The sequence below is a fragment of the Xanthomonas sp. D-109 genome, assembly GCF_017746095.1.
Taxonomy (GTDB): Bacteria; Pseudomonadota; Gammaproteobacteria; order Xanthomonadales; family Xanthomonadaceae; genus Xanthomonas_A; species Xanthomonas_A sacchari.
Map to the genome: position 1 here is coordinate 149,596 of NZ_JAGHWV010000006.1, position 24,768 is coordinate 174,363.

7 protein-coding genes are annotated in these 24,768 nt (G+C 67.5%); 2 read left to right on the plus strand and 5 right to left on the minus strand.

Features of this window, described 5'->3' with window-relative positions; genetic code table 11:
• Nucleotides 1–107: 107 nt before the first annotated feature.
• Both J7357_RS06825 and J7357_RS06830 read right to left on the minus strand, forming a co-directional pair.
• Complete coding sequence (locus J7357_RS06825; RefSeq protein ID WP_209245523.1) at nucleotides 108–3,947, minus strand: translocation/assembly module TamB domain-containing protein; 3,840 nt, start codon at nucleotides 3,945–3,947, stop codon at nucleotides 108–110.
• Nucleotides 3,944–5,725, minus strand: a complete 1,782-nt coding sequence (locus tag J7357_RS06830) for an autotransporter assembly complex family protein (protein WP_209245524.1) — start codon at nucleotides 5,723–5,725, stop codon at nucleotides 3,944–3,946. The genes J7357_RS06825 and J7357_RS06830 overlap by 4 nt, the downstream gene beginning before the upstream one ends.
• 213 nt (nucleotides 5,726–5,938) lie before the next feature.
• Here J7357_RS06830 and J7357_RS06835 point away from each other — a divergent pair, with 213 nt between their 5' ends.
• Nucleotides 5,939–6,475 (plus strand): GNAT family N-acetyltransferase, encoded by a 537-nt coding sequence (locus J7357_RS06835; RefSeq protein ID WP_209245525.1) that lies wholly within the window; start codon nucleotides 5,939–5,941, stop codon nucleotides 6,473–6,475.
• A 2-nt stretch (nucleotides 6,476–6,477) separates the two neighbouring features.
• Nucleotides 6,478–7,020: a DinB family protein gene (locus J7357_RS06840; RefSeq protein ID WP_209245526.1), complete on the plus strand. Its 543-nt coding sequence runs from the start codon at nucleotides 6,478–6,480 to the stop codon at nucleotides 7,018–7,020.
• Nucleotides 7,021–7,185: 165 nt separating this feature from the next.
• Here the strand turns inward: J7357_RS06840 and J7357_RS06845 are convergent, their stop codons facing one another.
• The 3 genes from J7357_RS06845 to J7357_RS06855 form a co-directional block, all read right to left on the minus strand.
• The gene (locus tag J7357_RS06845; protein WP_209245527.1) at nucleotides 7,186–7,836 is read right to left on the minus strand and encodes a DUF480 domain-containing protein; all 651 of its coding nucleotides are present in this window, start codon (nucleotides 7,834–7,836) and stop codon (nucleotides 7,186–7,188) included.
• Nucleotides 7,837–9,062: 1,226 nt separating this feature from the next.
• On the minus strand, nucleotides 9,063–9,479 hold the full coding sequence (locus J7357_RS06850; protein WP_153751371.1) for a hypothetical protein: 417 nt from the start codon (nucleotides 9,477–9,479) through the stop codon (nucleotides 9,063–9,065).
• Entirely contained in the window at nucleotides 9,460–24,735 is a 15,276-nt protein-coding gene (locus tag J7357_RS06855; protein ID WP_209245528.1) for a hemagglutinin repeat-containing protein, read from the minus strand. The genes J7357_RS06850 and J7357_RS06855 overlap by 20 nt, the downstream gene beginning before the upstream one ends.
• Nucleotides 24,736–24,768 lie beyond the last annotated feature (33 nt).

A 24,768-nucleotide genomic window follows, 5' to 3' on the forward strand; every position in this document is an offset into this window, starting at 1 on the left:
AGCGCCGCAGCCGACCATACATGCAGGACGGCGGCGTTTTTTTAGCGCTTCACTTTCCTAAACCAGCTAGACAGTTGTCAAGGGGATTTTTGTGACCGTTGCGGTCCCTACTTCTCCTTCCGCCAATTCACCGACCCACGGTTCTCCACCGTGCTCGATTCCACCTCGGCGTCGAAGCCGCGGCCCAGCAGATATTTCAGCGTCAGGACCGAGCCGCTGCCGATCAGCGACACGCCGTAGCTGACGTAAAGTTTCGGCGAGAGATATTTGCCGAAGCCCACCACCGAGCCGCCGAGGGTGCGCGACTGGCTGACGCCGGCGTCGTCGAAGCCGAGCCTGGCGCCGAGTTGCGAGGCGAGCAGGCCGCTGCCGGCCGACAGGGCGCTGGCCGCGGCGGTGACCTGGTCGGCCTCGGCGCTGCTGGTGTTGCTGAGGCTGCGGCCCAGCACCAGGTAGGACATCGCCTCGGATTGCGACATCGACGGGTCCGACCACACGTCCGCATGCGGGGCGGTGGCGCGGCCGGTGACGTCGATGCCGGCGGTGACGTCGCCGACCTGGCGCTGCGCGCGGATGTTGATGCGCGGGTCGGAGACGATGTTGTTGCTCCAGGTGAGCTGGCCGCGGGTGATGGTCAGGTCCTGGCCGTACGCCTTGTACTTGCCGCTGACGTCCAGCCCGCCGGTGGCGGTGGTTTCGCGGCCCGGCCGCGAGCGCACCTGCATGGCGCCGGTCAGCGCGCCCTTGAGGCCGAAGCCGGCCATCTTGACCTGGTCGCCCAACGTCACGCGCAGGTCCATTTCCAGCGGCGAGGTCGGCGTGGCCTCGGGGTCGGCCGGGTCCAGCACCACCACGTCCTCGGACAGCGAGGTGCCGCGATCCAGCCGCTCCAGGTCGATGTCGGCCGACGGCACGGTGACCTGGCCGCTCAGCATCATGGTCTTGTTGGCGATGCCGAACTGCAGGTCGGGATTGGCCACCGCGCGCAGTTCGGCGGTGTTGGACACCAGCACGTTGGTGCCGCGGATGTTCAACTGCAGCGGCGTGCGGTCGCCGTACCAGGACAGGCCGCCGTCGACGTTGAGTGTGCCTTCGCCCGACTTCACCGAGGCGACGATGCGCGCCGAGCCGTCCGGCTGCGCGTCGAAGCGGCCCTTGCCTTCGCTCAGGGTCAGGCCCAGCGCCGGCAGTTCGCCGGTGAAGTTGCTGAGCGTGGCGTCGCCGCCCATCGCCAGTTGCGAGCGGGTGCCGCGCAGGCTGACGTGGCCTTCGACCAGTCCCTTGGGCCGGACCAGATCCGGTGAGAACAGCTCCAGCCAGTACAGCCGCGCCATGTTCATGTAGATCTCGCCATTCAACGGCGCGTACGCGTCCCAGCCGGTGTCGACGGTGGCGTCGACGAAGCCGTCGCCCTGGAAGCCGATGCCGAGCTTGGAATGGATGTGCTGGGCGCTGAAATCGGTGACGAAACTGAACTGGTCGTAGCGCAGCAGTTCGCCGCGGGCGTTGTCGCCCAGGCGCAGGCCGCCTTCGCGCGAGGCCAGACGCAGCGAACCCTGCCAGGCGTTGCCGGCCGGCTTGAAGCTGCCGTCGATGGACAGGTCGCCGCGCAGGTACATCTTGCGGCCGTTGCTGGGCGGCAGCCACGGCTGCACCAGCGCCAACGGCAGGGCGTCGCCGCGCAGGGTCAGGCCCTGCTTCGGCCAGTCGGCGGACACGCACAAGGCGCCGCCGCTGCCCGGGGCCAGGCAGCTCTCGGACAGGCTGAAGGCGCTGCCGGCCACGCTGAAATTGGCCGCCTGCCGCAGTTGCCACGGTTCGCCCTTGGCCGGGGCGATGCGCAGCGTGTTCAGGGCGCCCTGCCAACGCGCGCCGTCGCGGCGCACCTGCCCGGCCAGGGCCAGCGCGCCCATGTCGTTCTCGGTCTTGGCGTCGAGTTGCAGATTCTCGGCCGCGCCGCGCGCATCCACGCTCAGTGTCTGCAGCAACACGCCGGCATTGATCGCACTGCCGCGTAGGGCGAGTTCACCGCCGTTGCCGCGCCAGGGCAAGCGCCCGCGCAGGCTGAGGCTGTCGGCGCTGTAGCTGTCCCATTTCAGGCCGCTGCCGGTGAGGTCGGCGGTGAGATCGGGCGCGTCGCGGCGGCCCTTGACCTGCACGCTGCCGCGCAGGCTGCCGGCGCCGCCGGGCAGCAGGTCGGCCAGTTGCAGCGGCTGCAGTTGCGCATCGATGTCGAGCTGGTCGCCGACCTTGCCCTGCGCCTGCAGGCGACTGTCGCCCAGGCTCAGTTGCAGCTTGCCCTCGCCCTGGCTGCCCTGCAGGGCGAGCTTGGCGTTGGCGTCGAGCGGGCGGCTGCGCAGGCGTCCGTTCAAGCGCGGGATGTCGAGCGTGGCCTGGTAGCCGGCGGCACTGCCGTCCGGCCGCGCCGGCAACTGCTTGCCCTGCGAGGCGAAGGTGCCGGACAGCTTGCCGTCCCAGCCCGGTGCGAAATAGCCCGGGTCGAACCCGGCCAGCGTGCCCTGCACGTCCCAGTTCAATTCCGGCACCCAGGCCACGTTGCCGCCCAGGTCGAGGGTGCCGCTGGGCATGGTCGCGCGCACCTGCTTCAACTGCGCCTGGCGATCGTCGCCGCGCACGTCCAGCTGCAGGTTGGCGCTGTCCTTGCCGCGGGCGACGGTGGCCTCGCCGTAGGTGGCCCATTGCTTCAGCGTGCCGGCCACGCCCAGATTGGCCTCGACCAGCTTGATCGGCACCGCCGGTGCATCTGGAGTGGACGGATCCGGCGCGGTGGCGAAGCTCATGCCGCTGGCGTTGACCGCAAAGCGCAGCTGCGCATTGTCCGGGTCGCGCAGATCGGCGGTGCCGCGCAGGCGCAGTTGCCCGTCGAACGCACGCAGCTGCAGCGGCGCGACGGTGAGCACCTGGTTGTCCAGGCTCAGGTGCGAGGGATCGAGCACGAGCTTTTGCCCGTCGCGCGATAGTTCGCCCTGCAGGTCGGCATTGCCGCCCTTGCCCTTGGCATGCAGGTCGAAGGCAAGCGGCACGGACGCCGGCGCGTCGTCGGTCGGCGGCACCAGCAGCGACGGATCCAACGCCTTGCTGCTGGCGGCGAACTCCCACACCGGATCGGTGCGGCCGGTGAACACCAGGGTGGCGCGCAGCGGCGCCGGTGCGTTGCCGGCGATGGCCACTTCCATCTTGTCCAGGTCGCCGCGCGCAACCAGACCCAGGCGCGCGGGGGTGCGCCCGCGTGCGGCCGGCAGCACGGCGCTGGCGGTGAGGTCGGCCTTGTAGTCCTGTCCCGGCAGGTAATCGCCATTGACGCGGAAATCGCCGCGGTCGCTGTTCACCACCACCTGGGTGGCACGGAACTCGCCGTTGGCCACTTCCACGCCACCGCGCAGCGTGCGGATGTCGATCATCGGCTGCTGCGCCTGGGTGATGCGCAGGCCGTCGATGGCGATGCGGTCGGCCTGCAGCGCCAGCGGCACTTTGATCTGCGGCAGCGACTGCGGCCAGCGCGGCAGTTCGAACGGTTCGTCGCTCTTGGCCAGGTTAAGCGTGGCGTTGGTCAGCTCCAGCGCGTCCAGTTGCAGCTTGCGCCCGAGCAGCGGGCGGATGTCCGGATCCAGGTAGGCGCGCTCGGCGGTGAAGTGGATCTCGTTGTAGCGGAAGTCCAGGTTGTGCAGGATCAACGGACCGGCCAGCGGCCCTTCGGCGCGCTCCCAGGTGAGCGTAGAGCCGGCCGGCAGCCGTGCCACCACCTGCGCCAGCAGTACGTCGCGCCCGGCCACGGTCTGCAGCAGCCAGTACAGCGCGATCGCCGCCAGCAGCACTAGGCCGGCCACGGTCAGCGCCGAGCCCCACCAGAAGCGCTTGCGCCGGTAGAAGCGCGGGCGCCGCGGCGGCGGCGTGGCGGGCGACGTCGGCTCCAGCGGCGCGCTCACAGGTTGGCTCCGATGTTGAGATAGAGCTGGAACTGCGAGTCGGGATCGTTCAAGCCATGCGCGATGTCCACCCGCACCGGCCCGACCGGCGAGCGCCAGCGCAGGCCGAAGCCGACGCCGGTATGCCAGTCCGGCGTGTCATCGAACGCGCTGCCGCTGTCGACGAACACCGCGCCGCCCCATGGACCGCCCTTGAAGTAGTGCTCGTACTCGGCGCTGCCGGTGAGCACGTGCTTGGCGCCGAGCGCGAAGCGGTCCGGCCGCGCCGTGCGCGGGCCGACCTCGCGGAAGGCATAGCCGCGGATGCTGTTGTCGCCGCCAGCGAAGAAACGCAGGCTCGGCGGCATCGCCACCAGCGCGTCGGTCCAGGTGCTGCCGGCTTCGCCGCGCAGGATCAGGCGGTCGTTGTCGCCGATGCCGTGGAACCAGTTCACCCGCATGTGCGCCTGCACGAAGCTGGCATCGGACCCCACACCCTCGGCGCCGCCGCGCAGGCTGATGTTGCCGCTGAAGCCCTTGCGCGGGAACACCTTGTCGTCGACGCCGACGTAATCGGCTTCGATCTGCGGATAGAACAGCGTCGAGGTCTGGTACAGCGCGCCGTCGAACACCTCGTCGGTGGCGTAGCGCCAGCGTTCGCGCAGCGCGTTGATCGAGGCGATCGCGGTCCAGTGCTCGTTGATCTGGCCGCTGCGGCTGCCGGTGAGCTTGACGTTGCGCAGGTCGATGTAGTCGGTCTGCTCGTCGTAGACGCGCAGCGAGGTGGTGTACCAGCCGTCGAGCCAGCGGAACGCCGGGATCCGGTAGCTGGTGATGAAACTCTTGCGCTTCTGCGCATAGTCCAGCTGGGTGCTGAGCTTGTGCCCGCGCGCGTTGACGTAGCGGCGGTCCACGCCCAGGCGCACACCGGCGCCGCTCTCGCTGCCGTAGCTGAGGCCGGCGGTGTAGATGCTGCGCTTGGCGCGGGTGAGGTTGACGTCCACCGGCACGTCGCCGTTGGCGTCGGCTTCTTCCGGCTTGGGCTGGATGTCGATGACGCTGAAGTAGTCGAGCTTGACCAGCGACTCGCGCAGGCGGTCGAGCTTGCCCTCGTGGTAGTAGCTGCCTTCCTTCCAGTACACCAGCGGATCGAACAGCTTCTGGTTGAAGTAGTCCTGATGGAAGCGGATCGGGCCCATGTTGTAGCGGCGGCCGCTGTCCCAGCTCAGGTCGATGTCGGCGGCGTGGTCGGCGCGGGTCACCTCGACCTTGCGCTGGGTGAAGTCGGCATCGAAGTAGCCGCGCTCGGCCAGGCGCCGGGTGATGGTGACCTTGCTGGTCTCGTAGACGCTGCTGACGAAGACGTCGCCCTGGCGCGGGCGGAAGTTCTTCAGGTCCTCGCCCAGGTAGCGGTCGTCCTCTGCCGGGCCGGTGATACCCACCTGGAAATTGCGCACCCGCACCGGCTCGCCCTTGTCCACGTGCACCACCACGGTCAGCTTGTCGTCCTGGCGTGGCGCGTCGACGGTGATCTTGGGAGTGAAGTAGCCGAACGGCTCCAGCGCCTGCCGAGTCTGGCTTTCGGCCTGGCTCAGCAGATACTCCAGGCGCGACTCGCCCTGGTCCTTGCCGATGGCGTCGTACAGCGACAGCGAGACCTGGATGTTCTCGATCATCGCCGCGTCCTCGTCCTTGTTCAGGCCCTGGATCTGCACCTTTTCGATGACGCCGCGGGCCTCGGCGAGGCCGGCCAGGGAGAGCAGGGACAGGACGGTGGCGAGACGGGGGATGGGTCGCATGTGCGTCAGAATACCGGCACCCCATGTGAAGCTGTTAACTAGACGTTTGTTACCTGTGACCGGGATGTCGGGTGCATGGCATTTGTAGGGGCATTCGTGCTTTCCGGACTCACGGCATTCGGAGCGTCTACGCCGGGAACCGCGCTGCGCCTGCGCCCTTGCCAAGCCACGGCGACGGCGCCACGCTGGCGCCCCGACCCGCAGGAACACCGCATGTCCACCGTGATCGCCACCGCGCGCCTCGTACTGCGCCGACTGGACCCCGAGCGCGACGCCGCGCCGATGCTGGCCCTGCTCAACGACCCCGGCTTCCTGGCGCACATCGGCGACCGCGGCGTGCGCGACGAAACGCAGGCCAGCCGCTATCTCGCCGATGGCTCGGTGCGCAGCTACGCCGAGCACGGCTTTGGCCTGTATGCGGTGGAGCGCCGCGACGACGGCGCCTGGCTTGGTGTGGCGGGGCTGGTGCTGCGACCGACCCTTCCCGCCCCTGATCTGGGCTATGCCCTGCTGCAACCCTATGCGGGCCAGGGCTACGCCAGCGAGGCGGCGCGCGCGGTGCTGGATTACGCGCGCACCGTGCTCGCGCTGCCGCGCGTCTACGCCATCGTGGCTCCGGGCAATGCGCGCTCGCTGCGGCTGCTCGCCGCGCTGGGCTTCGTCGCCCAGGGGCGGGTGCGCCTGAGTCCGGAGGCGGCCGAGGTCGAACTGTATCATTGCGAGTTGGATGCACCCGAGGAGCACGCCTGAGCATGGACACCTTGCACACACTGCGGCTGTTCGCCAACTACAGCCAATGGATGAACCAGCGTCTCTACGCCGCGGCCGCGACCCTGCCGGACGCCGCGATCACCGAGCCGCGCGGCGCCTTCTTCGGGTCGCTGTTGGGCACGCTCAACCACTTGGTGGTGGCCGATACGATCTGGCTGCAGCGCTTCGCCCAGCATCCGGCACGGCACCCGGCGCTGCAGGCCATCGCCGCCACGCCGGTCCCCACCGCCCTGGATGCGCCGCAGGCCGACTGCCTGGCGGACCTGCGGACGCAACGCGAGTCCCTGGATACGACGATCGCCGAGTGGATGTCGCAACTGCATGCCGATGACCTCGACGTAGCGCTGCGCTATCGCAACACCCGTGGCGAATCGCACGGCCGGCGCTTCGGCGACCTGCTGCTGCACTTCTTCAACCACCAGACCCACCATCGTGGCCAGGCCACCACCCTGCTGAGCCAGGCGGGTGCCGATGTCGGTGTCACCGATATGCTGGCGGTGATTCCGCAGGTGGAGATGGGGTGATCCTGCGATCGCGGGGCGCTGCGCTTGGTGCGTGCCTTGATGTTTAGGGCACCTGTAGTAACGCGCCTTGCCGCGGTTTTGCGGGGGGGGGGTCTGCCGCCGCTCCTACAAGTGAGCGTTCTTTGGTTAACCAGAGGCTTCGTTTAGAAGCCCATCCACGCAGCGTCACTCGTGCGCGAGCTGCGCCTGCAACTGCGCCACGATCTCGCGCAGCTCCGCCACCTCGGCCTCCAACGCCTGCACCCGCCCTTCCAACTCATCGTTGCCCGAGGCGGTCGGCCGCGCCTTGAACGTGGCCGCCAGCGCCTCCGCATCCACCGGACCGGTGAGCAAATGCATGTAACGGTCCTCGCGCTGCCCGCTGGCACGCGGCAACTGCACCGCCAACTGACGCTGCGCCAGCCGTTCCAGCTGATGGCGGACATCGTCCGCATCGGCGAAGCGCGCCATACGCTCGGCGCGCGTCAGCAACTCATTGACCGTCTGCGGGCCGCGCAACAGCAGTAGGCCGAGCAGAGCCACCTGTTGCTGGGTCAGATCCAGCGCCGACGCCAAACGATGCTCGTAGCGCTCGGCGCGCGAAGAGAACTGCTGCCGTACCAACCCGCGCCCCTCCAGTTGCCGCAGCGCATGCTGCACATCGCCCGGACTCAAGGTCATCACCGGCTCACGCGAGGTCTTCTGATTGGCCGCCACCACCGTCGCATTGACTGTGAGCGGATACGCATCCGGCGTGGTCGCCTCCTTCTCGATCAGGCAGCCGAGGGCGCGGGCTTCGGTGGCGGAGAGAACAGGGATGCTAGCAGTGTCAGTCATTGTGTGAGCTTCTTATTAGTCAGGCGCGAAGCATACTGCCGGAAAAGGTAATTCGGGATAGCAGTCGCAAAGCTACGTCAAGATAGTGATTTTACTCCTCACCCCAGAACTTCCCTGGTGGTGCGTATTCTCCGCCATCCAGTACTTGGCACCATCCGAAACGCGCATAAAACATCGCCAAATCAATTATCTTGGAGATTACCACTTAAATGCTTCAACGTTATAAGCGCGTTGGCAAAATGAGTGTGTCTACAACTGGCTACTGCGACAGCCCTTAACTCGAGCTCCTGTCGACTCCAATCGACGACAACGCCGGCCACTTCAGGAACTGTGTCAGAGAACTGAATTTAAAATTCACTTGAGACCCGGAAAATGCATGGCGTTTTTTCTTTTCTCAAGAAGCATGTCAATTATCATATTCTTGGGAAAGCGAATTTTTAGCGTCATTCTCGTAACCTTCAGGAAGCAGCTGCAATAAAATTTACTTAAATAGATAGCTTCTAGCTTGACCAGCCATTCAGAGGAGACCTGATCTGAGACTCGGATAGAGCATTTTAGATATGCAATTTTATTCTAAAAGTATGTTCAATATGGCCTGGCTCCGCATCCAAATTTGATACTGGTGTGGATCAAAATTCACAGATGCGCTCTGCCCGCTTCCTGATAAAGTGGGTCTTCACGCATAATCCTTAGAACTTATGATCAATTACAGAGTGTTCGCAAAATATGGCTAAGAGGCACATTTTTTCCTCACTAAGATTCGGTAGATTTTTCCATAGCTTTTTTGCAATGCGCATAAAAAAATTAAAGTAACGCGGCTCAACTTACAACTACATCCAGGGAACTCCACAATGGTGGAAGCCCTAGGGTTTCCATGTATGTTCCGAAATCCACGAATGGCTCAAGTCCTACAGCCTCAGACGAGAACCATGTAGCTTCACATTCTTGGCAGATGTACAGCAGTCTCCCAGTGGATTTAATTTTAACTTTGCAAATATCGCCTTGTTCACATCTTGGACAGAGCATCTCTAACCCTGCTTGACGGGATATTTATTTATTGACTTATTTGTTCCCGGCGCACAATAACTTTAATGTTTTTCGCCAGAGGTTCCAAACTCAAACATACGTCAGCACCATTTGGAGGCACATACTTGTCCAAGTGACTTTTTGTCAGTGCTTCTAATATAAATTTCTGCTCCCCACCTTAATTAATTAGAGGAAAATATTCACGAACATGTCCGCCCCCATTTTCCACCAGACCACTCAAGCCAGCCCTTTAGATAACTTACCGATTCACCATCAAGCTGAACTAACAATTCATTCATTAATGCCTCATCTTTTTCGGCAAGCTTGTACAGTTCTTCAAGAAGTCCAGTAGCAACTACAGTTGAGAGACCCTCATCACCACACTTCATTGCTGATTCTATTAGCGCGAAGATTTCTTTCCTTTTCCGAAATGAACCGCTTTTAATTTCTTCGCCTACAACATTTCCTAGTGAAGAAAATATTAAGGTCCAAGGAACATCCCCCTCCAGCTCAGGCAAAAAATAAGAACAACTTTCCTCAATTTTATGGGCGGGAAAGTTCATAGAGAAGACTAGATAAAAATCCTTTATTTTTGCTTTACTTTCCTCTGAGAGCATTTTTCATATCCTCCATCACATGTTGAGCAGCAGATCTATCTGAAAATGATGCGCCAGGATTTTCGTCAAGCCATCTTTGAAGCGCTATTATGCTATCCGCCGCTTTTTGAGAATGAAACTTCCCACCAACTGATTGGCCAGTTTTCAATTCATGTCTGACAGCATCAGCAGTACTGCCAGAACCGACCTTCGCTCCATCACGGTAAAGTGTGTCTATGATAGAAGATAGCCTCGGATTAGAAACTTCCGGCTTAGACATAGATGCGAGCAGATATTCTCTCAGCCTTGCACCGGAAGCAGCATCAGCCATTCCATCGGAGCGAATGAGCGGAGGCGCGCTAGCTTCACTATCAGCAATAGCAGATGAATGAAGAACCGATCTTTCACTGGTGCTGCCAGCTGCATCGGCAACCTCTCTAAGTCCCGTCCGCGCAACGGTGCTGCCACCCGATGTCAGAAAGATCTCAGCGACAGTGGCAGCACCGAGGAATCGCTCATCGAATGCAGATGTGCCCGATACCGATGCACCAGTGAAGTAGTTAGTTGCCTGACCAGGCTTATAAAGATCTTGCCATGCGGCGACGGTGGTTCCGGTTTGATCCAGAATCCCTGGAAGCATCATCCCAAATATGCCCATGCCAGGCAGGCCACCCGGGATTTTATCGAGTGCGTTGTAGAGCTTCTGCCCGTTCGTGGGGAATGTACGGGACACCGTGCTAGCGAAAATGGCATCCTCTGGATCTACACCGTTTGCCGCCCAGTAGTCCGCCATCAGTTGGTCGAACCGCTGCAGCGTGTGTTTTCCTCCTTCCTCATCCATCAATGCGTTGGCCAAATCCACGTTGATCGCGTAGTCGGCATCGCGTGCTTTATCTAGCTCGTTGATGGCATCGACGATCTCACAAGACCGCTTGTTCGCGGCGGCGCATTCCGCCTGCGCAACCTTTTTCAGTTCGTTCTCGTTCTCTTTCAACCAGTTGTTTTCCACTGCATTCCGCGCAACTGTGCTTCCCACCGCCGCGTCGCTCACGCTGCCGCCCGTCATCCCGCCGACAAGCGCACCGACCGCTTGCGACAACGCTAGGATCGTCTGCTTGTCCTGCTCGGATAGATCGCTCGGCTTGATGTCGGCGCCATAGAGCGTCTTCGTTAGGTATTGCGCCGCAGCTTCGCCACCCGCTCCAGTCAGTGCACCGCCTACGGCGGAACTTCCATTCGCCTCGGCCAACACCGCACCCAGCAGCGCGTGCGACAACAACTGCAGCGACTTGTTCGGATCGCTGCCATGGTTGGTGTCGAAGGTCTGCCCGATCAGTTGCGCCGCGTAAGGCGCCAGCGCATTGCTCGCCACTTGCGTGCCGCCCTGGCCTGACACGCCACCAACCAGTGCGGTCGTCACTGCTTGCAAGGCACGGTTGTATTCGCCACCCGTGCCCCATTGCTTTTCTTTGGCGTAAGCGTCGCTGTAAGCCGTGCTCTGACTAAGCAGCACGTTCTGCTGCGCCGTCGGGTCCAGCTTTGCGAATGCCTCTTGCTCATCGCTATTGAGGCCTTTCAGGTAGGCATCGCGCGCCTCGGCAGTCTTTTGTGCCGCGTTGGCTGCGATGTCACCTGCCACCTGCCGACTGGTCTCCAGCACCGTCCCGGCCGCCGCACCCATCGCCTGCTGCTCGGCCAACACCTTGCGCACGTCCGGCAGCGTCGCCAACGCCTCGTTCGCCTTGCTGGCATCGGTGTTGATGCCCGTCTCAGCCGCCGTGGTGCGCTTGCCGCCGATCGTGATGTTGCCTTCGGTCAGCGTGGCGCGCGTGGTCGTGCTGTCGTTGCCGCTTTCGTACATCGGCAAGCTGCCGCCCAGCCCACCGCTGTTGGCTGCGCCATAGTTCCCATTGGCGATGTTGCTGCCGATGTTCTTGGCTTGGTCGCCCGCGCTCACTGCCACCGGGTTGCCATTGGCATCGGTGGCCGGCGTGCCGCTGTAGCCGAACCCGCCGGCGAGACTGCCGGAGCTGGCCGAGTAGCCCATCCGGTTCTGCAGGTCGCTGAAGGTCAGCGAGTTGGCAGTCAGGTCGCTGTTGTCCGCATTGGTGCTGGCGATCGCGCCGCCGATCAGGTTCACGTTGCCCGCGTCGACGTGGTAGCCGCCCTTGCCGGCGAACAGGCCCGATTGTTCGGTCACGCCGGAGGAGTTGCCGTTGGCCTTGGCCGTGCTGGCGTAGCCGCTGGCGTCCCACGCGGTACCGAAGGACACCTGGATGCGGCCGCCATAGCCGCTCTCCTTGGACTGGATGTTCGAGGTGTCCTGCAGCGACTCGATGGTCAGGTCGCCGCCGGTCTGCACATCGATGCGGTCGGCCTTGGCTACCGCGCCGCGCAGCGTGGTGTCGCCCTTCGAGGTGAGAGCGATGTTCTGCGCGGCCAACTCCGTGTTCTTCCATGTCGCGCTGTCGGCGTTGGAGGAATGACTGCCGACGCTGGCCTGCGCATAGGCATAGACGCCGGTCTGCGCGCCGACCGAGGCGCCCACGCCCACTTCCAGGCCGGCATTGCTGCCCTTGCTCTGTTCCGAGCCCGAGGACTTGCCTGCTTCCAGTACCAGGTCGCGTGCCGCGTCCAGGCTCAGATTGTCGCCCGCCTTCAGGTTGCCCTGCACCACGTGCAGGTCGCCGCTGGTGCTGGTCAGGCTGACGTTGCCGCCGCCGCTGATGGTCGAGCCCTGCGCGGTCTGGCTGCCGGCCTTGTACTTCTCCGTGCTGGTGGCATAGCCCACGCCGGCTTCCACGCTGACCAGCGCGCCGCTGCCGGCACCGCCGGCCATGCTGCTGATGGCGCTGGCGGTCTGATAGCCGTTGGCCGCTGCCGCCATGCCCTGCATCGCCGACAACCTGCCGTCGGAATTGCGCGCCGCATCGACGTTATTGATCAGGTCGATCAGCGGCGATTTCACCCGCGCGAACGCACCGATCTTCAGCGTGTCGTCCTGCGAGGACGCGGCGTGGCTGTCGTTGGCGGTGAGCAACTGGATCGACGCGGCAGTCACGTCCACGTCCTTGGCCGCGACCACGTTGCTGGCGCTCTGCGTGTAGGTGCCGCCCGCGCTCAGGTTGACGTTGCCGCCCAGGCTGCCGACGCTGCTAGCCACCTGCGTCACCGTGGCGTTGTCGTCGCGGTGCTTCTCGGTGTGATAGCCGGAGAAGCGTTCGGTGTCGGAGATGACCACCGTGCCGATCGCCTTGTTGTCCGAGACGTTGGCGTTGCCGGCGGTATCCTGCCCGCTCTGGATGGTCAGGTCGCCGGCGGCGTGCATGGTCACATCGCCCTGTGCCGCTATGTTACTGGCGGTAAGGGTGATGTCGCCCTTGGTCGTGCTCAGGTTGGCGTTGCCGCCCACCGACAGTTGCGTGCCGGTGATGGTGTCGGTCTGGCCGTTGCCGTTGCCCTTCTGGTTGTAGTTGCCGAACGGCAGGCCCGCCGCATTGTTGAAGCTCCAGCCCTTGCCGCGGCTGTCGTTGCCGCTGGACTCGGTGGTATGCGCCACGCCCAGGTCGATGTTCTGGCTCGCCAGCAACAGCGCGTTGCCCTCGGCCGACAGTTGCGTGCCCTGGCTGGTGATCGAGCCGTCGCTGGCGAGCAGGGTCAGGTTGCCGCCGGCGCTGACCTGGCTCACCCGCGCGGTGCTGGTGCTGTCGTTCTGGTTGGCGTTGGAGCGGTGCGAACCGGCCTGGATCACCACCGGCGTCAGCGCGGCCGCGGTGCCGGCCGTATCGCCCTCGGCGCGCCGGCTGAGCTTGCCCATGGTCGAGCCGCTGTCGGGCATGTTGCTGGTCGCCGAATCGCGTGCGCTGCGATACGCCGCGGCCGGGTCGTAGGTCACGCCGATGGAGAAGCCGCTGGACTTGCTCGACTGATTGGACTGGTTGTCCACCGTGTCCTGTGCCGCGAGCAGCGCGATGTCCTTGGCCGCCAGGGTCAGGTCCTTGCCAGCGGCGACGTCGGAGGCACCGATGGTCAGTTGATCGCCGGCACTGATCAGCAGATTGCCGTTCTTGGCACCGACCGCCGAGGCCACCTGGGTGGTGCTCTCGGTGCTGCTGTCGCTGCTGCTGCGCGACTTGCCGTAGCCGAGGCTGGCCACGCCGCCGGAGAAGCTGGCGCTGAAGCCGGATTTCTTCTGGGCGCTGCTGTGCGCCTCGCTGCTCTGGTCCTGCGCCGAGACGATAGCCACATCGTTGCCGGCCACCAGACGCGCGTCCTGCTGGGCCAGCACGGTCGAGCCGACCACGGCGATGTCGTTGCCTGCCTTGATCTGCACGCTGCCAGCGTCCAGCGAGGTGCCGACGGCCAGGCTGTCGTGCCACTCGTCATGCGTCGTCGTGGTCTTGCTGGACAGGAAGCCCTTTTTCTTCTTCTGCATGTCCTGCACGGCGTCGTGCTGCTCCTGCGCGGCGAGCAGTTTGACGTCGTTGCCGGCGGACACGGCCAGGGCGCCCTTGTCGGTGAACACGTTGGCCGCGGTCAGGTTCACGTCGTGGCCGGACTGCAGGGCGATGTCGCCGCCGGCGGTGAACTCGCTGCCGTGGACGGTCTCGTCGCGGGTGCTGGTGGTCTGTTTGAAGCGCTTGCGCGTCTCCAGGGTGGTGCTGCTGTCGACCGTGGTCAGCGTGGTGCTGTTGAGGTCGTTGCCGGCGACCACGGCCAGGCCGTTGCCGGCGTCGAGCTTGGCGGCAGTCAGGTTGACGTCGTGGCCGGCGCTGAGCACCAGGTTGCCACCGGCGGTGAGCGCCTGCTGGTCGATGTCCTGGGTGGTCGTGGTGGTGACGACCCTGGTCTTGCCCTGACGGCTCTGGTCGGTGACGGTGCGGCTGTCGCCCAGCACCGACGTGACATTGAGATCGTGCCCGGCCGCGGCGATCAGGTTGCCGTCAGCGCTGACCTGCGCTTGGCGGATGGTGAGGTCGTTGCCGGCGGCCAATTGCAGGCTGCCGCCGGTGGCGATGCTGGCGCGCACCGTGGCCTTGCCGTTGGCGTCGGTGACCGGGGTCAGCGACAGGTCGTGCCCGGCCTGCAGGGCGGCGTCGCCGCCGGCGGCGATCGCCACGCCGTGCAGTTGCAGGTCGTTGCCGGCCTGCAGGGACAGGTTGTTGCCGACGGTCAGGCTGGTGCCGTCGCCGCCGCGGGTCAGGCCGGACTCATCGCGCAACGCGGTCGGCTGCAGCGTGAGGTTGTTGCCCGCCAGCAGCGCGGCGCTGTTGCCGGCCTGCACGGTGGTGCCGGTCAGGCTGAGGTCGCGGCCGGCCTGCAGCAGCAGGTTGTTGCCGGCAGTGATGCCCGAACGCAGGTCGCCACCGGCGAGGGCGTCGCGGGTGGTGCTGGTGAGGTCGCGACCGGCGCTGAGCAGCACGTCGCGGCCGGCGATCTGGCCACCGAGGTTGAGCAGGTCCTGATTGGCCTGCAACTGCACGGTGCCGCTGGACACGATGCGGCCCTGGTTGAGCAGGTTGCCGGCGGTGGCGCTGACGTTGGCGCCGCTGATGGTGCCGGTGTTGCTCAGGCCGGCCGTGGCGTTGAGCGAGACGTCGCCGCTATCGCTGGCCAGCAGCGCGCCGTCGCTGCGCAGGGTCAGCGCGGTCTTCGACGACAGGTATACCACCGGCACCAGCACCTTCTGGCCCTGGTACTCCTGTTCCACCATCCACACGATGTCGTGGGTCAGCGCGGCGACCTGATCGGCGGTCAGCGCCACGCCCACGCTCAGGTGCAGGGTGCCGGCCTCGGCCACGCCGCCGTCGAGCAGCGCGCGGTACTGGGCCACGCCGTCGGCGTAGTTGCCCAGGTAGCGGCGGCCGGTGAGCTGGGTGATCTGGTCCAGCACCAGGCGCTGTTCGTAGAAGCCATCGCCCAGGCGGGTCTGCGTCCACTGCGGATCCACGCCGAGCTTGTCGAGCAAGTAATCGCTGCTGATGAAGTTGTCGTAGTCGACGAAGCGCGGATCGGTCTCGATCAGGTAGCGGCGGCCAGGGGCGCTGGTGTTGGCCTTGACCCCGCCCAGGCCGTTGGCGGCGCGACCCAGCGTGTTGACGCTGGCGCCGTTGCTGCCGACCAGGCGGTACAGCCCGCCCATCGGCAGCACGATGGTGCCCAGCGGCGCGCCGACGCCGCCGACCACCTGCGGCACCTGGCCGGTGCCCGGGTCGATCTGCTGGTACTGGCCTGGCACGCTGCCGGCGGTCAGCACCGCCTGCGCGGTGCCGGCCTGGACCTGGCTGCGGCTGCCGCTGCCGGCGCCGCCGAGCTGGGCCTGCACGCCGCTGGCCTGGACCTGGGACGCAGTGGCGCTGCTGCCGTCGGCCAGGGTGGCCTGGCCGTCGTCGATGCGGATGGCACCCAGGCTGGCGGTGGCGATGTGGTTGCCGACGTTGGCCTTGGTCGGCGTCGCAGCGGTCTGCGCCTGCACGGCGATACCGCCGGCGCCGTCGGCGCTCATCGTGCCGTACCGGTTCAGGGCCCCGCCCTGGGTGGCGTTGAAGGAGGCGCCGCCGATGCTGCGGCCGTCGCTGCCGACCGCGCCGTTGCTGATGGTGGCGCCGCTGATGGACACACCCTGGCCGCCGGTCATGTTGGCGGCGAGGGCGATGTAGCTGGTGGTGCTGGTGGATGATCCCTTGTCTTCGCTCGACTCTTCGTAATAGCAAATCACCTTCTTGCCGGCCGGGTGCATGCAGTCGTTGGTGATGGCCGTGACGATGTGCTCGTAGTCCTTTTGCTCGACCTTGCGGTTCAACGCGAGTGCCTGGTTAAGCACGGACTCGTTGCCGACAATCATCCCGTCCGAGAGACCGCCCACACTGCGTTGGTTGACACCCAATACGCCCGCTGCCGCGATCGTGGAAACGTTGTTGGAAACGCTGCCCGACAGGAAAATGTTGCCGCCAGCGGCGATTCTGCCCTCGGCGCTGGCCGCCAGCAGCCGCTCCTGCTCGATCACGTTGTAGCTCCGCCACACACCCGGCGACTTTCCTGTGTACGGCTGCTGCGCAGACGCTCCATCCGCGTTGCGAATCTTGGTGTGCGTCAACTGTTCATCGGGCATGCCCGCGTTGGCGCTGGCCTGTTCCTGTGCCGACAGCGGGCCGGTCTGCGTGCTCAGCACCCGTCGCCGATTGTTGATCTGATTGGCCGCGATCAGGATGCTGCCATCGGCCTCAATGCTGCCGGAGACGTTGTCCAGCGTGCCGGTGCGCGCGGTGAGGGTGCCGTTGCCGTCGCGCGCGGCGCCGATGGCGATGTTGCCGAGGCTGAAGATCTTCGCGTCGCGGTTGACCAGTTGGTCGCGCACCAGCAGGGTCATGCCGCTGGTGGCGCCGATCAGCGCACTGCCGTAGGCGGCGTTGTCGGTGGCGCTGCCCAGGTCGGCGCCGTTGACCAGGGTGCCGGTGTCCACCAGCACGTTGCCGCCGACCAAGCTGCCGGTGTTGGACACAGATCCGGCAGTGACCTGCAGGTTGCCGCTGGCGGAGAGGTCGCCGGCGTTGGTGACGCTGCCGCCGGTGTTCAACTGCACGTTGCCCGAGCGCATGCTCGCGCCGGCGAGATTGCTGATGTTGCTGGCGTTGATGCCGAGACTGCGCCCGGCCTGCAGCGTCGATGCGTTGACGAAGTTGCCGCCCACCGCCAGGCGGAAGTCGCCGTTGCTGGTGATGTCGGCACCGGCGCGGTGGGTGTAATCGCTGCGGATGGTCAGGTCGAGCAGGTTCTGGCCGAGGATGCTGCCGCCGCCGTCGAAGCCGACGGTGTCGATCACCACGTCGCCTGCGCCGCCGGCGCTGCTGCCGGCGCCGATCTGGCCGCCGCTGTTGCTCAGGCTCTGCAGATTCAGGCGCACCGCCTGTTCGGCCTTGATCTTGCCGTTGCGGTTGTCGAGCGTGGCGCCGCTCCGCTGCAACAGCATGCTGGCGCCGGCGTAGACGCTGCCGCCCTGGTTGTCGAGCGCATTGGTGTTGGCGATCAGGTCGCCGCCGGCCACCAGTTGCCCGCCGCCGTTGACGATGCTGGCGGCGTCGAGCACCACGCTGCCGCGCCCGCCCAGGCTGCCGCCGACGTTGCGCAACTCGCCGCCGGTGGTGAGCCGGGTCAGGCCGCCGCCGTTGTTGACGATGCTGCCCTGGCTGTTGTCGATGCGGCCGCCGGACAGGCTCATGGCGTTGCCGCTGTCGAGCTGGCCGCCGCTGTTGAGCAACGCGCCGGTGACGGCGAGGCTGAGGTCGCGGGCGGCGCCGATGCGGCCGCTCTGGTGGTTGTCGAGCTGGCCGCGCGCGGTCAGCGCCAGGTCGCGCCCGGCCTGCAAGGTCCCGCCGCTGTTGCTCGCGTTCTCTGCGCCCACGGTCAGATCGGTGCTGGCGCCGATCACGCCCGCGTCGTTGTTCAAGGTATGCGCCAGATCCACGCGCAGGTCGCCACCCGCACCACCGCTGCTCAGCGCCTGCATCGTGCCGCCGCGGTTTTCGAGGCTGTCGGCGCGCAGCACCAAGCTGCCGCCGGTGGCCTGCACCACGCCGAGGCGGTTGTCGAGCGCACCGCTGCCCAGTTGCACATTCAAACCGCGCCCGGACACGCTGCCGCCGATGTTGCCCAGGCCGGCCGCGGTGACGCTGGCATCGCCGGCCGCGGCGATGGCACCGCCCTGGTTGTCGAGCGTGTTGCCGGTGCTGAGCTGCAGCTGGCCCTGGGTCAGGATGCGACCGCCGGCATTGCCGAGGGCGCCGCTGCTGCTGACCGTGAGCGTGCCGCTACCGGCGTGTTCGATGCGCCCTTGCGCGTTGTTGATCGACGCCGCGCCCAGTTGCAGGTCGCTGCCGTTGCTGACCAGGCGGCCGCCGCCGTTGTCGAACGCGCCGGTGACGGCGATGCGGGTGGTCCCGCTGCCGCTCTGCACCAGGCTGCCGCTACCGTTGCGCAGCGTCGCAGCGCCCAGGTCCAGGCCCGCGGCCTGCAGCGTGCCGCCGACGCTGTTGAGCGCGCTGTTGTCCAGCGCGCCACCGGCGCGCACGGTGAGCAGGCCGCCGGCGAGCAGATCGGCGCCGCGGTGGTCCACGTCGCCGCTGGCGGTGAGGGCGACGTCGCCGCCGACGCGGGCGGTGCTGCCGGCCAGCGCGAGTTGCGTGGCATCGGCGGCGAGGTTGCCGGCGGCGATCAGGCGGCCGCTGGCGCTGAGCGTGCCATCGGCATGCAGGGTCAGCGCGCCGCTGTTGCCGAGGCTGCCATCGGCGCGTACGCCCGCCGCCGCAACGCCGCCGATGGCGACGTTGCCGCCGCTCAGGCGCAGATTGCCGCTGGACAGGGTCTGCCCGGCGTTGTCGATGCGCTGGCCCTGCATCGCGATGTCCGCGCCGCTGACGGTGCCGCGCTGGAGCACGCCGGCGTCGCTGCCGAGCACGACCTGGTTGGCGTTGAGGGTGCCGGCCACGGTCAGGTCGCCGTGCGATTGCAGTTGCAGCGTGGTCGCGGCGCTGAGGGCGCCGCTCTGGGTCAACGCACCGCCGGCCTGTGCGCTGAAGGCGCCGGCCGAGGCCAGGGTGCCGCCCAGGTTCAGATCACCCTGGCTGACCAGGGCCACGTCGCCGGTTTCGCTGCCGAGCTGGCCGCTGCTGGCGACGCTGGCCGCCTGCACGCGCAGGGCGCTGCCGGCGATCAGGTCGCCGCGGTTGTCGACGGCGCCATTGGCGGTCAGCGCCAGGCGCTGCACGCCGTAGCTGCGCCCGGTCTGCTGCAGCGAACCGACATCCAGTTGCAGGCGCTGGCGCGCACGCAGCGCGCCGGCGTTGCTGAGCAACCCACTCACGGTGAAGGTGCCGTTGCCCAGGGCGGCGAGCAGGCCGCTGCTGCCGTTGGTGGCACTGGCGGCGGTCAGGCTCAGGTCGCTGCCGGCGACCACCTGGGCGGCGTTGTCGAGCGCGCCGGTGGCGCGCAGGTCGATGGTCGATGCGGCCTGCACCAGGCCGCCGAGCGCGAGAGCGCCCGTGCTGGTCATCGCCAGCGTGGTGCCGGCGTCGACGGTGCCCTGGCTGTCGATGGCAGCGCCGCTCAACTGCAGCGCGCCGGTGCTGTGCAGCACGCTCTGGCTGCCGCTGCGCAGGGTGCCGCCAGCTTGCAGGGCGGCGTCCTGGCCGGCGCTGACGCTGCCGTTTACTTGCAGGTCGCGCTGCGCCTGTGCCTGCACTCCCTGCGTGGTGGCGAGTTGGCCGCCAAGCGACAGGTCGCGCCCTGCGCGCAGGTCCAGCGCCTGTGCGCTGAGCGTGCCGGTCTGCAGCAGATCGCCCTGCGCCTGCGCGCTGAGTGCGCTGGCGGCGGCGACGGTGCCGCCCAATTGCAGATCACCCTGGCTGGTCAGCGCGACCTGTCCGCTCTGGCTGCCGAGCTGGCCGGTGCTGGCGATGCGCGCGGCATCGAGTTGCAGGTCGCGCTTAGCGATCAGTTCGCCCTGGCTGTCGATGGCGCCGCTGGCATGCAGGCTCAGCGTGTCGCCGGCGTAGGCCTGGCCGCTGTGCTGCAGATCGCCGACCTGCAGGGTCATGGCCTGGCCGGACTGCAAGGTGCCGGCGTTGGCGAGGGTGCCGGCGGAGGTCAGGGCCAGTGCGCCCTTCGCGGCGAGGCTGCCGCCCTGGGCATTGGCGATGCCGGCGGCGGCGACGTTGAGGTCGCGGCCGGCCAGCACCTGCGCGGCATTGGTCAGTTGGCTGCCCGCGGTCAGCGCGACGTCGCGCCCGGCCTGGGCGACGCCGGCCACGGCCAGGGCGCCATCGCTGCGCAGCGCCAGATCGGTGGCCGCGTCGAGCGTGCCGCGGCTGTCGAGGCTGCCGCCTTGCAGGGTGATGGCGCCCGCCGCGCTCTGCAGCACCGCCGCGTTGCCGGTGGCGACGCTGGCGCCCTGCAGTTGCAGGTCGCCGGCGGTCAGGGCCTGGCCATCGACGCTGAGCGCACGCTGCGCCTGCAGCGTCGCCCCGGTCGCGCTCTGCAACCCACCGGCAACGCCGACATCGCGACCGCTCAATGCGATGGAACGCGCCTTGGCCACGCCATCCAGGCGCAGGTCGCCCAGCGCGGTGGCGTTCAGTGCCTGCGCGGCGATCACGCTGCCGCCCAGTTGCAGGTCGCCCTGGCTGGTGAGCGTGACCTGTCCGTTCTGGCTGCCGAGCTGGCCGCTGTTGCTGAGGCTGCCCACGTCCACCAGCAGGTCGCCACCGGCGATCACGTTGCCGCGGTTGTCCACCGCGCCGCTGCTGCGCAGCGTCAGCGCCTGGCCGGTGGACAGCGTGCCGCTGTGCTGCAGGCTGCCGGCCTGCAGCGTCAGCGCCTGCTCGCCGCGCAGCAGGCCGGCGTTGTCGAGCAATCCATCGACGTGCAGATCCAGCCCACGGCCGGCGGCCAGCGTGCCGGCGGCGCGGTTGACCGCGCTGCCCGCCTGCACCTGCAGATCGCGCCCAGCCACCACGCGGGCGCTGTTGTCGAACCCACCGGCGGCGGTCAGCCGCACGTCGTTGCCACCCTGGGCGATGCCGGACAGGTGCAGCGCGTCCTGGCTGTGCAGGGTCAGGTCGGTGCCGGCGTCGAGCGCGCCCTGGCTGTCGATGCTGCCACCGTCCACGGCGATATCCGCGGTGCTCTGCAGCACCGCGGCGCTGCCGGTGCCGACGCTGGCGCCGCGCAGTTGCACGCTGCCGCCGGCCAGCGCCTGCCCGTCCAGCTGCAGCGCGCGCAGCGCCTGCGCCTGCAGGGTCGACGCACTTTGCACCGTGCCGGCCATGCTCAGGTCGCGCCCCGCCTCCAGCTGCACGGACTGCGCCTTGCTGGTGCCGGCGTGGAGCAGATCGCCCGCCGCCTGCAGGCGCAGCGCGGTGCCGGCGATCTGGGTGCCGGTCAGTTGCAGATCGCCTGCGCTGACGATGCCGAGCTGTCCATCCTGGCTGCCGAGCTGGCCGCTGCTGGCCACGCTGCCGGCGGTGATCGCCAGATCGTGCTTGCCGATCAAGTCACCGCTGTTGGTCAGTGCGGTGGCCGCCTGCACGGTCAACGTATCGCCGGCATAAGTGCGGCCGCTCTGTTGCAGGCTGCCCACGGTCAAGGTCGCGGCCTGGCCGGCCTGTACCAGACCGGCGTTGTCGAAGTTGCCCTGCACGCTGGCGTCGAACGTCGTCTGCGCGAGCCACTGGCCTTGCGCCTGGTTGCTGGCGCTGGCGGCGGTGAGCTGCAGCGCGCGCCCGGCGAACACCTTGGCCTGGTTGTCCAGAGTGCCATCGGCCAGCACCGCGACGTCGCGCCCGGCCTGGGCGAGGCCGGCCAGGTGCATGTCGCCCGTGCTGTGCAGGCGCAGATCGGTGCCCGCGTCCAGCGTGCCCTGGCTGTCCAGCGCCGCGGTGTCCACCTGCAGGGTGGTCGCGCTCTGCAGGATGGCGCCGTTCCCCAGTGCGACGCTGGCGGCGTTGACGCCGACCGCGCCGCTCGCACTGGCCTGGCCGTCCACGCGCAGCGCACGTTGCGCCTGCAGTTGCAGGGTGTCGGTGCTTTGCACGGTGCCGGCCACGCCCAGGTCGCCCGCGGCAGCGAGCTGCACGCCGGCCGCACGCAGGCTGCCGCGCTGCTGCAGATTGCCCAACGCCTGCGCGTTCAAGGCGCCGGCGGCCACGACCACGCCATCGAGTTGCACGTCGCCGCGGCTGTTCAGCACGACCTGGCCGCGCTGGCTGCCGAGCTGGCCGCTGCTGGCGAGACTGCCAACATCGAGCTGCACGGCGTCACCGCCGACTAGGTCGCCTTGATTGGCGACGGCGCCATCGACGGTCAGCGTCAGCGTCGTGCCGGCATTGGTCGAGCCGGTCTGCGCGAGGCTGCCGGCGCGCAGGCCGAGCGCACCGCCGGCGTACAGTTGGCCGTCGTTGGACAGCACGGTCGCGCTGCTCAGGCTGGCATCGCCCAGCGCCGACAGGCTGGCGCCAGCGGCATTGCTGAGGCTGCTGGCGTTGGCGCTGAGGGTGCCGCCGGCCACCACCTGGGCCTGGCTCTGCAGCGCCCCGGCACTGCTCAGCGCGAGGTCGCCACGCGATTGCACGGTGCCGGCCAGCGACAGGTCGCCGGCGCTGCGCAGCGCCAAGGTCGTGCCGGCGTCGAGCACGCCGGCCTGAACGATGCTGGCGCCGTCCAGCGCCAGTGCGCCGCCGCTCTGCACCTGCCCGCTCTGCAGCAACGCGCCCTGCGCACGCAGCGTGGCGTTGCCGCCGGCCGCCAGGGTGGCGCTGCTGCGCAACTGGCCATCGGCGCTCAACTGCAGATCGCCATCGGTGCGGACCACGCCGTCCAGCGTGGCGTCGCCGGCCGCCTGCAGTTGCGCGCTGCCTGCGCCCAGGGTGCCCGATTGCAGCAAGGCGCCGCCGGCCTGCGCGGTCAGCGCGCCCTTTGCCGCAACCTGCCCGGCCAGGGCCAGGTCGCCGCGGCTGCGCAGGGCGACGTCGCCGCCCTGGCTGCCGAGTTCGCCGCTGCTGCGCAGTTGCGCCGCGTCCACGCTCAGCGCCGCGCCGGCCACCAGGCTGCCGCTGTTGTTCAGCGCCGCAGTGCTGGCGAGCGTGGCGTTGCGCCCGGCGTAGCTGCCGCCGGTGTTGCCGACGCTGGCCGCGTCGATGCGCAGGTCGCGTCCGGCGTACACGGTGCCGGCGTTGTCGAGCGCGCCCGGCGTCGCCAGCGCGATATCGCCACCGGCCGAGACCACCGCCCCGGCCGCATTGCCGATCGCCGCCGCACCCAGGTCCAGGCGCCCGCCGGCGCTGAGCTGGCCGAGCGTGTCCAGGCGTCCACCGGCCTGCACGCTGGCTTCCTGCCAGGACTGCGCGAGGCCGGACAGGCGCATGTCGGCGTCGCTGCGCAGGCTGAGGCCGGCGCCGGCGTCGAGCACGCCGGCGGCGTCGATCCGCGCCGCCTGCACCGCCAGGCTGCCGGCGCTCTGCACGGTGCCGCCTTGCTGCAGCCAGGCCGCTCCGGCCTGCAGCTGCGCCGCGCCACCGGCGTAGGCGCTGCCGCTGCTGCGCAACTCGCCGCTGGCACTCAGCGCCAGCGTGCCGCCGCTGTAGAGACTGCCGCCTGCGTCCAACTCCGAACCGAACAGGGTGATGGCGCCGGCGCTGCTGCGCCCGCTGTGCGCCAGCGCGCCGCTGGCGGCGGCGTCGAGCAGGCCGTGGGCGATGGTGTCGCCGCTCAGCGCCAGTTGCGCGGCGCGCAGGCGCACGCCGGCCTGCTGCGAGCCAAGGACGCCCTGCTGGCTCAGCGCGCCGGCCGCACGCAGGTCGACGTCGTCGCGGGCCACCGCGGTGCCGGCCAGGCTCAGCTGGCCGGCGCTGTCGATCTGCAGGCTGCCGCTCTGCGCGGACAGGGTGCCGCGGCTGACCACGCCCACACCTGCCTCGGTGGCGATCAGGCGGATGCGGTCGGCATACATGCCGCCCAGGTACGCCACGTCGATGCCGATCGCCGGCGGTGCGCCGTCGCTGCCGGGCAGCACCTCCAGCAGCATGCCGTCGTAGCCGATGCGCTGCGCACCGGCGCTGGCCAGCAGGTCCTTGGCCCACACCGAACCGCCGACGCTCAACTGCCGCGACAGCAGATCCAGACGGTCGACGTTGTAGGCGTCCAGACCGTTGCTGCCGATGCTCAGCGCGCCGCCGGTGATGGAGAAGCCGTTCAAGGCGCCGTCGGCGCCGAGCAGCGGAGTGCCGGTGGCCAGGGTGACGCGTGAGGTGTTGAGGAAGCCGCAGCCGTCGCAGACGATGCCGTTGGGGTTGGCGATCACCAGTTGCGCCTTGGCCCCGGCGATTTCGGTATAGCCCTGCAGGCGGCTGGTGGTGGAGGTGACTTCGTTGAGGATCAGCGTGGCCGCGCCACTGTTCTTCAGGTTGTCGTTGCCGGCGATGTAGCCGCCCAGTTCGGTCTTGGAGATCTGCGCGCTGTTGTTGAGGATCAGGCCGTTGCTGCCGACGTCGAAGCGCGAATAGCGGTTGTGCGAGACGCCGCGTGCGTTGGGAGCGACGATGTCGACCACCGGCACGCCGTTGGCGGCGGCCTGCTGGCCGGGCTGGCGCCCGTCCGGATTGGCGACCGGTGCGACCTGCGCGTAGAGCGGCAGGGAGGTCCAGGTGACGGTGCAGCACAGCAAGGCGGCGAGGCCGCGCTTGAGCGGCTCGAGCAGGCGGTGGCGGCGGTCGTCGGTACGGTCCATGTGCATCGTCGTCTCTCTCGTGCCGCGCACCGC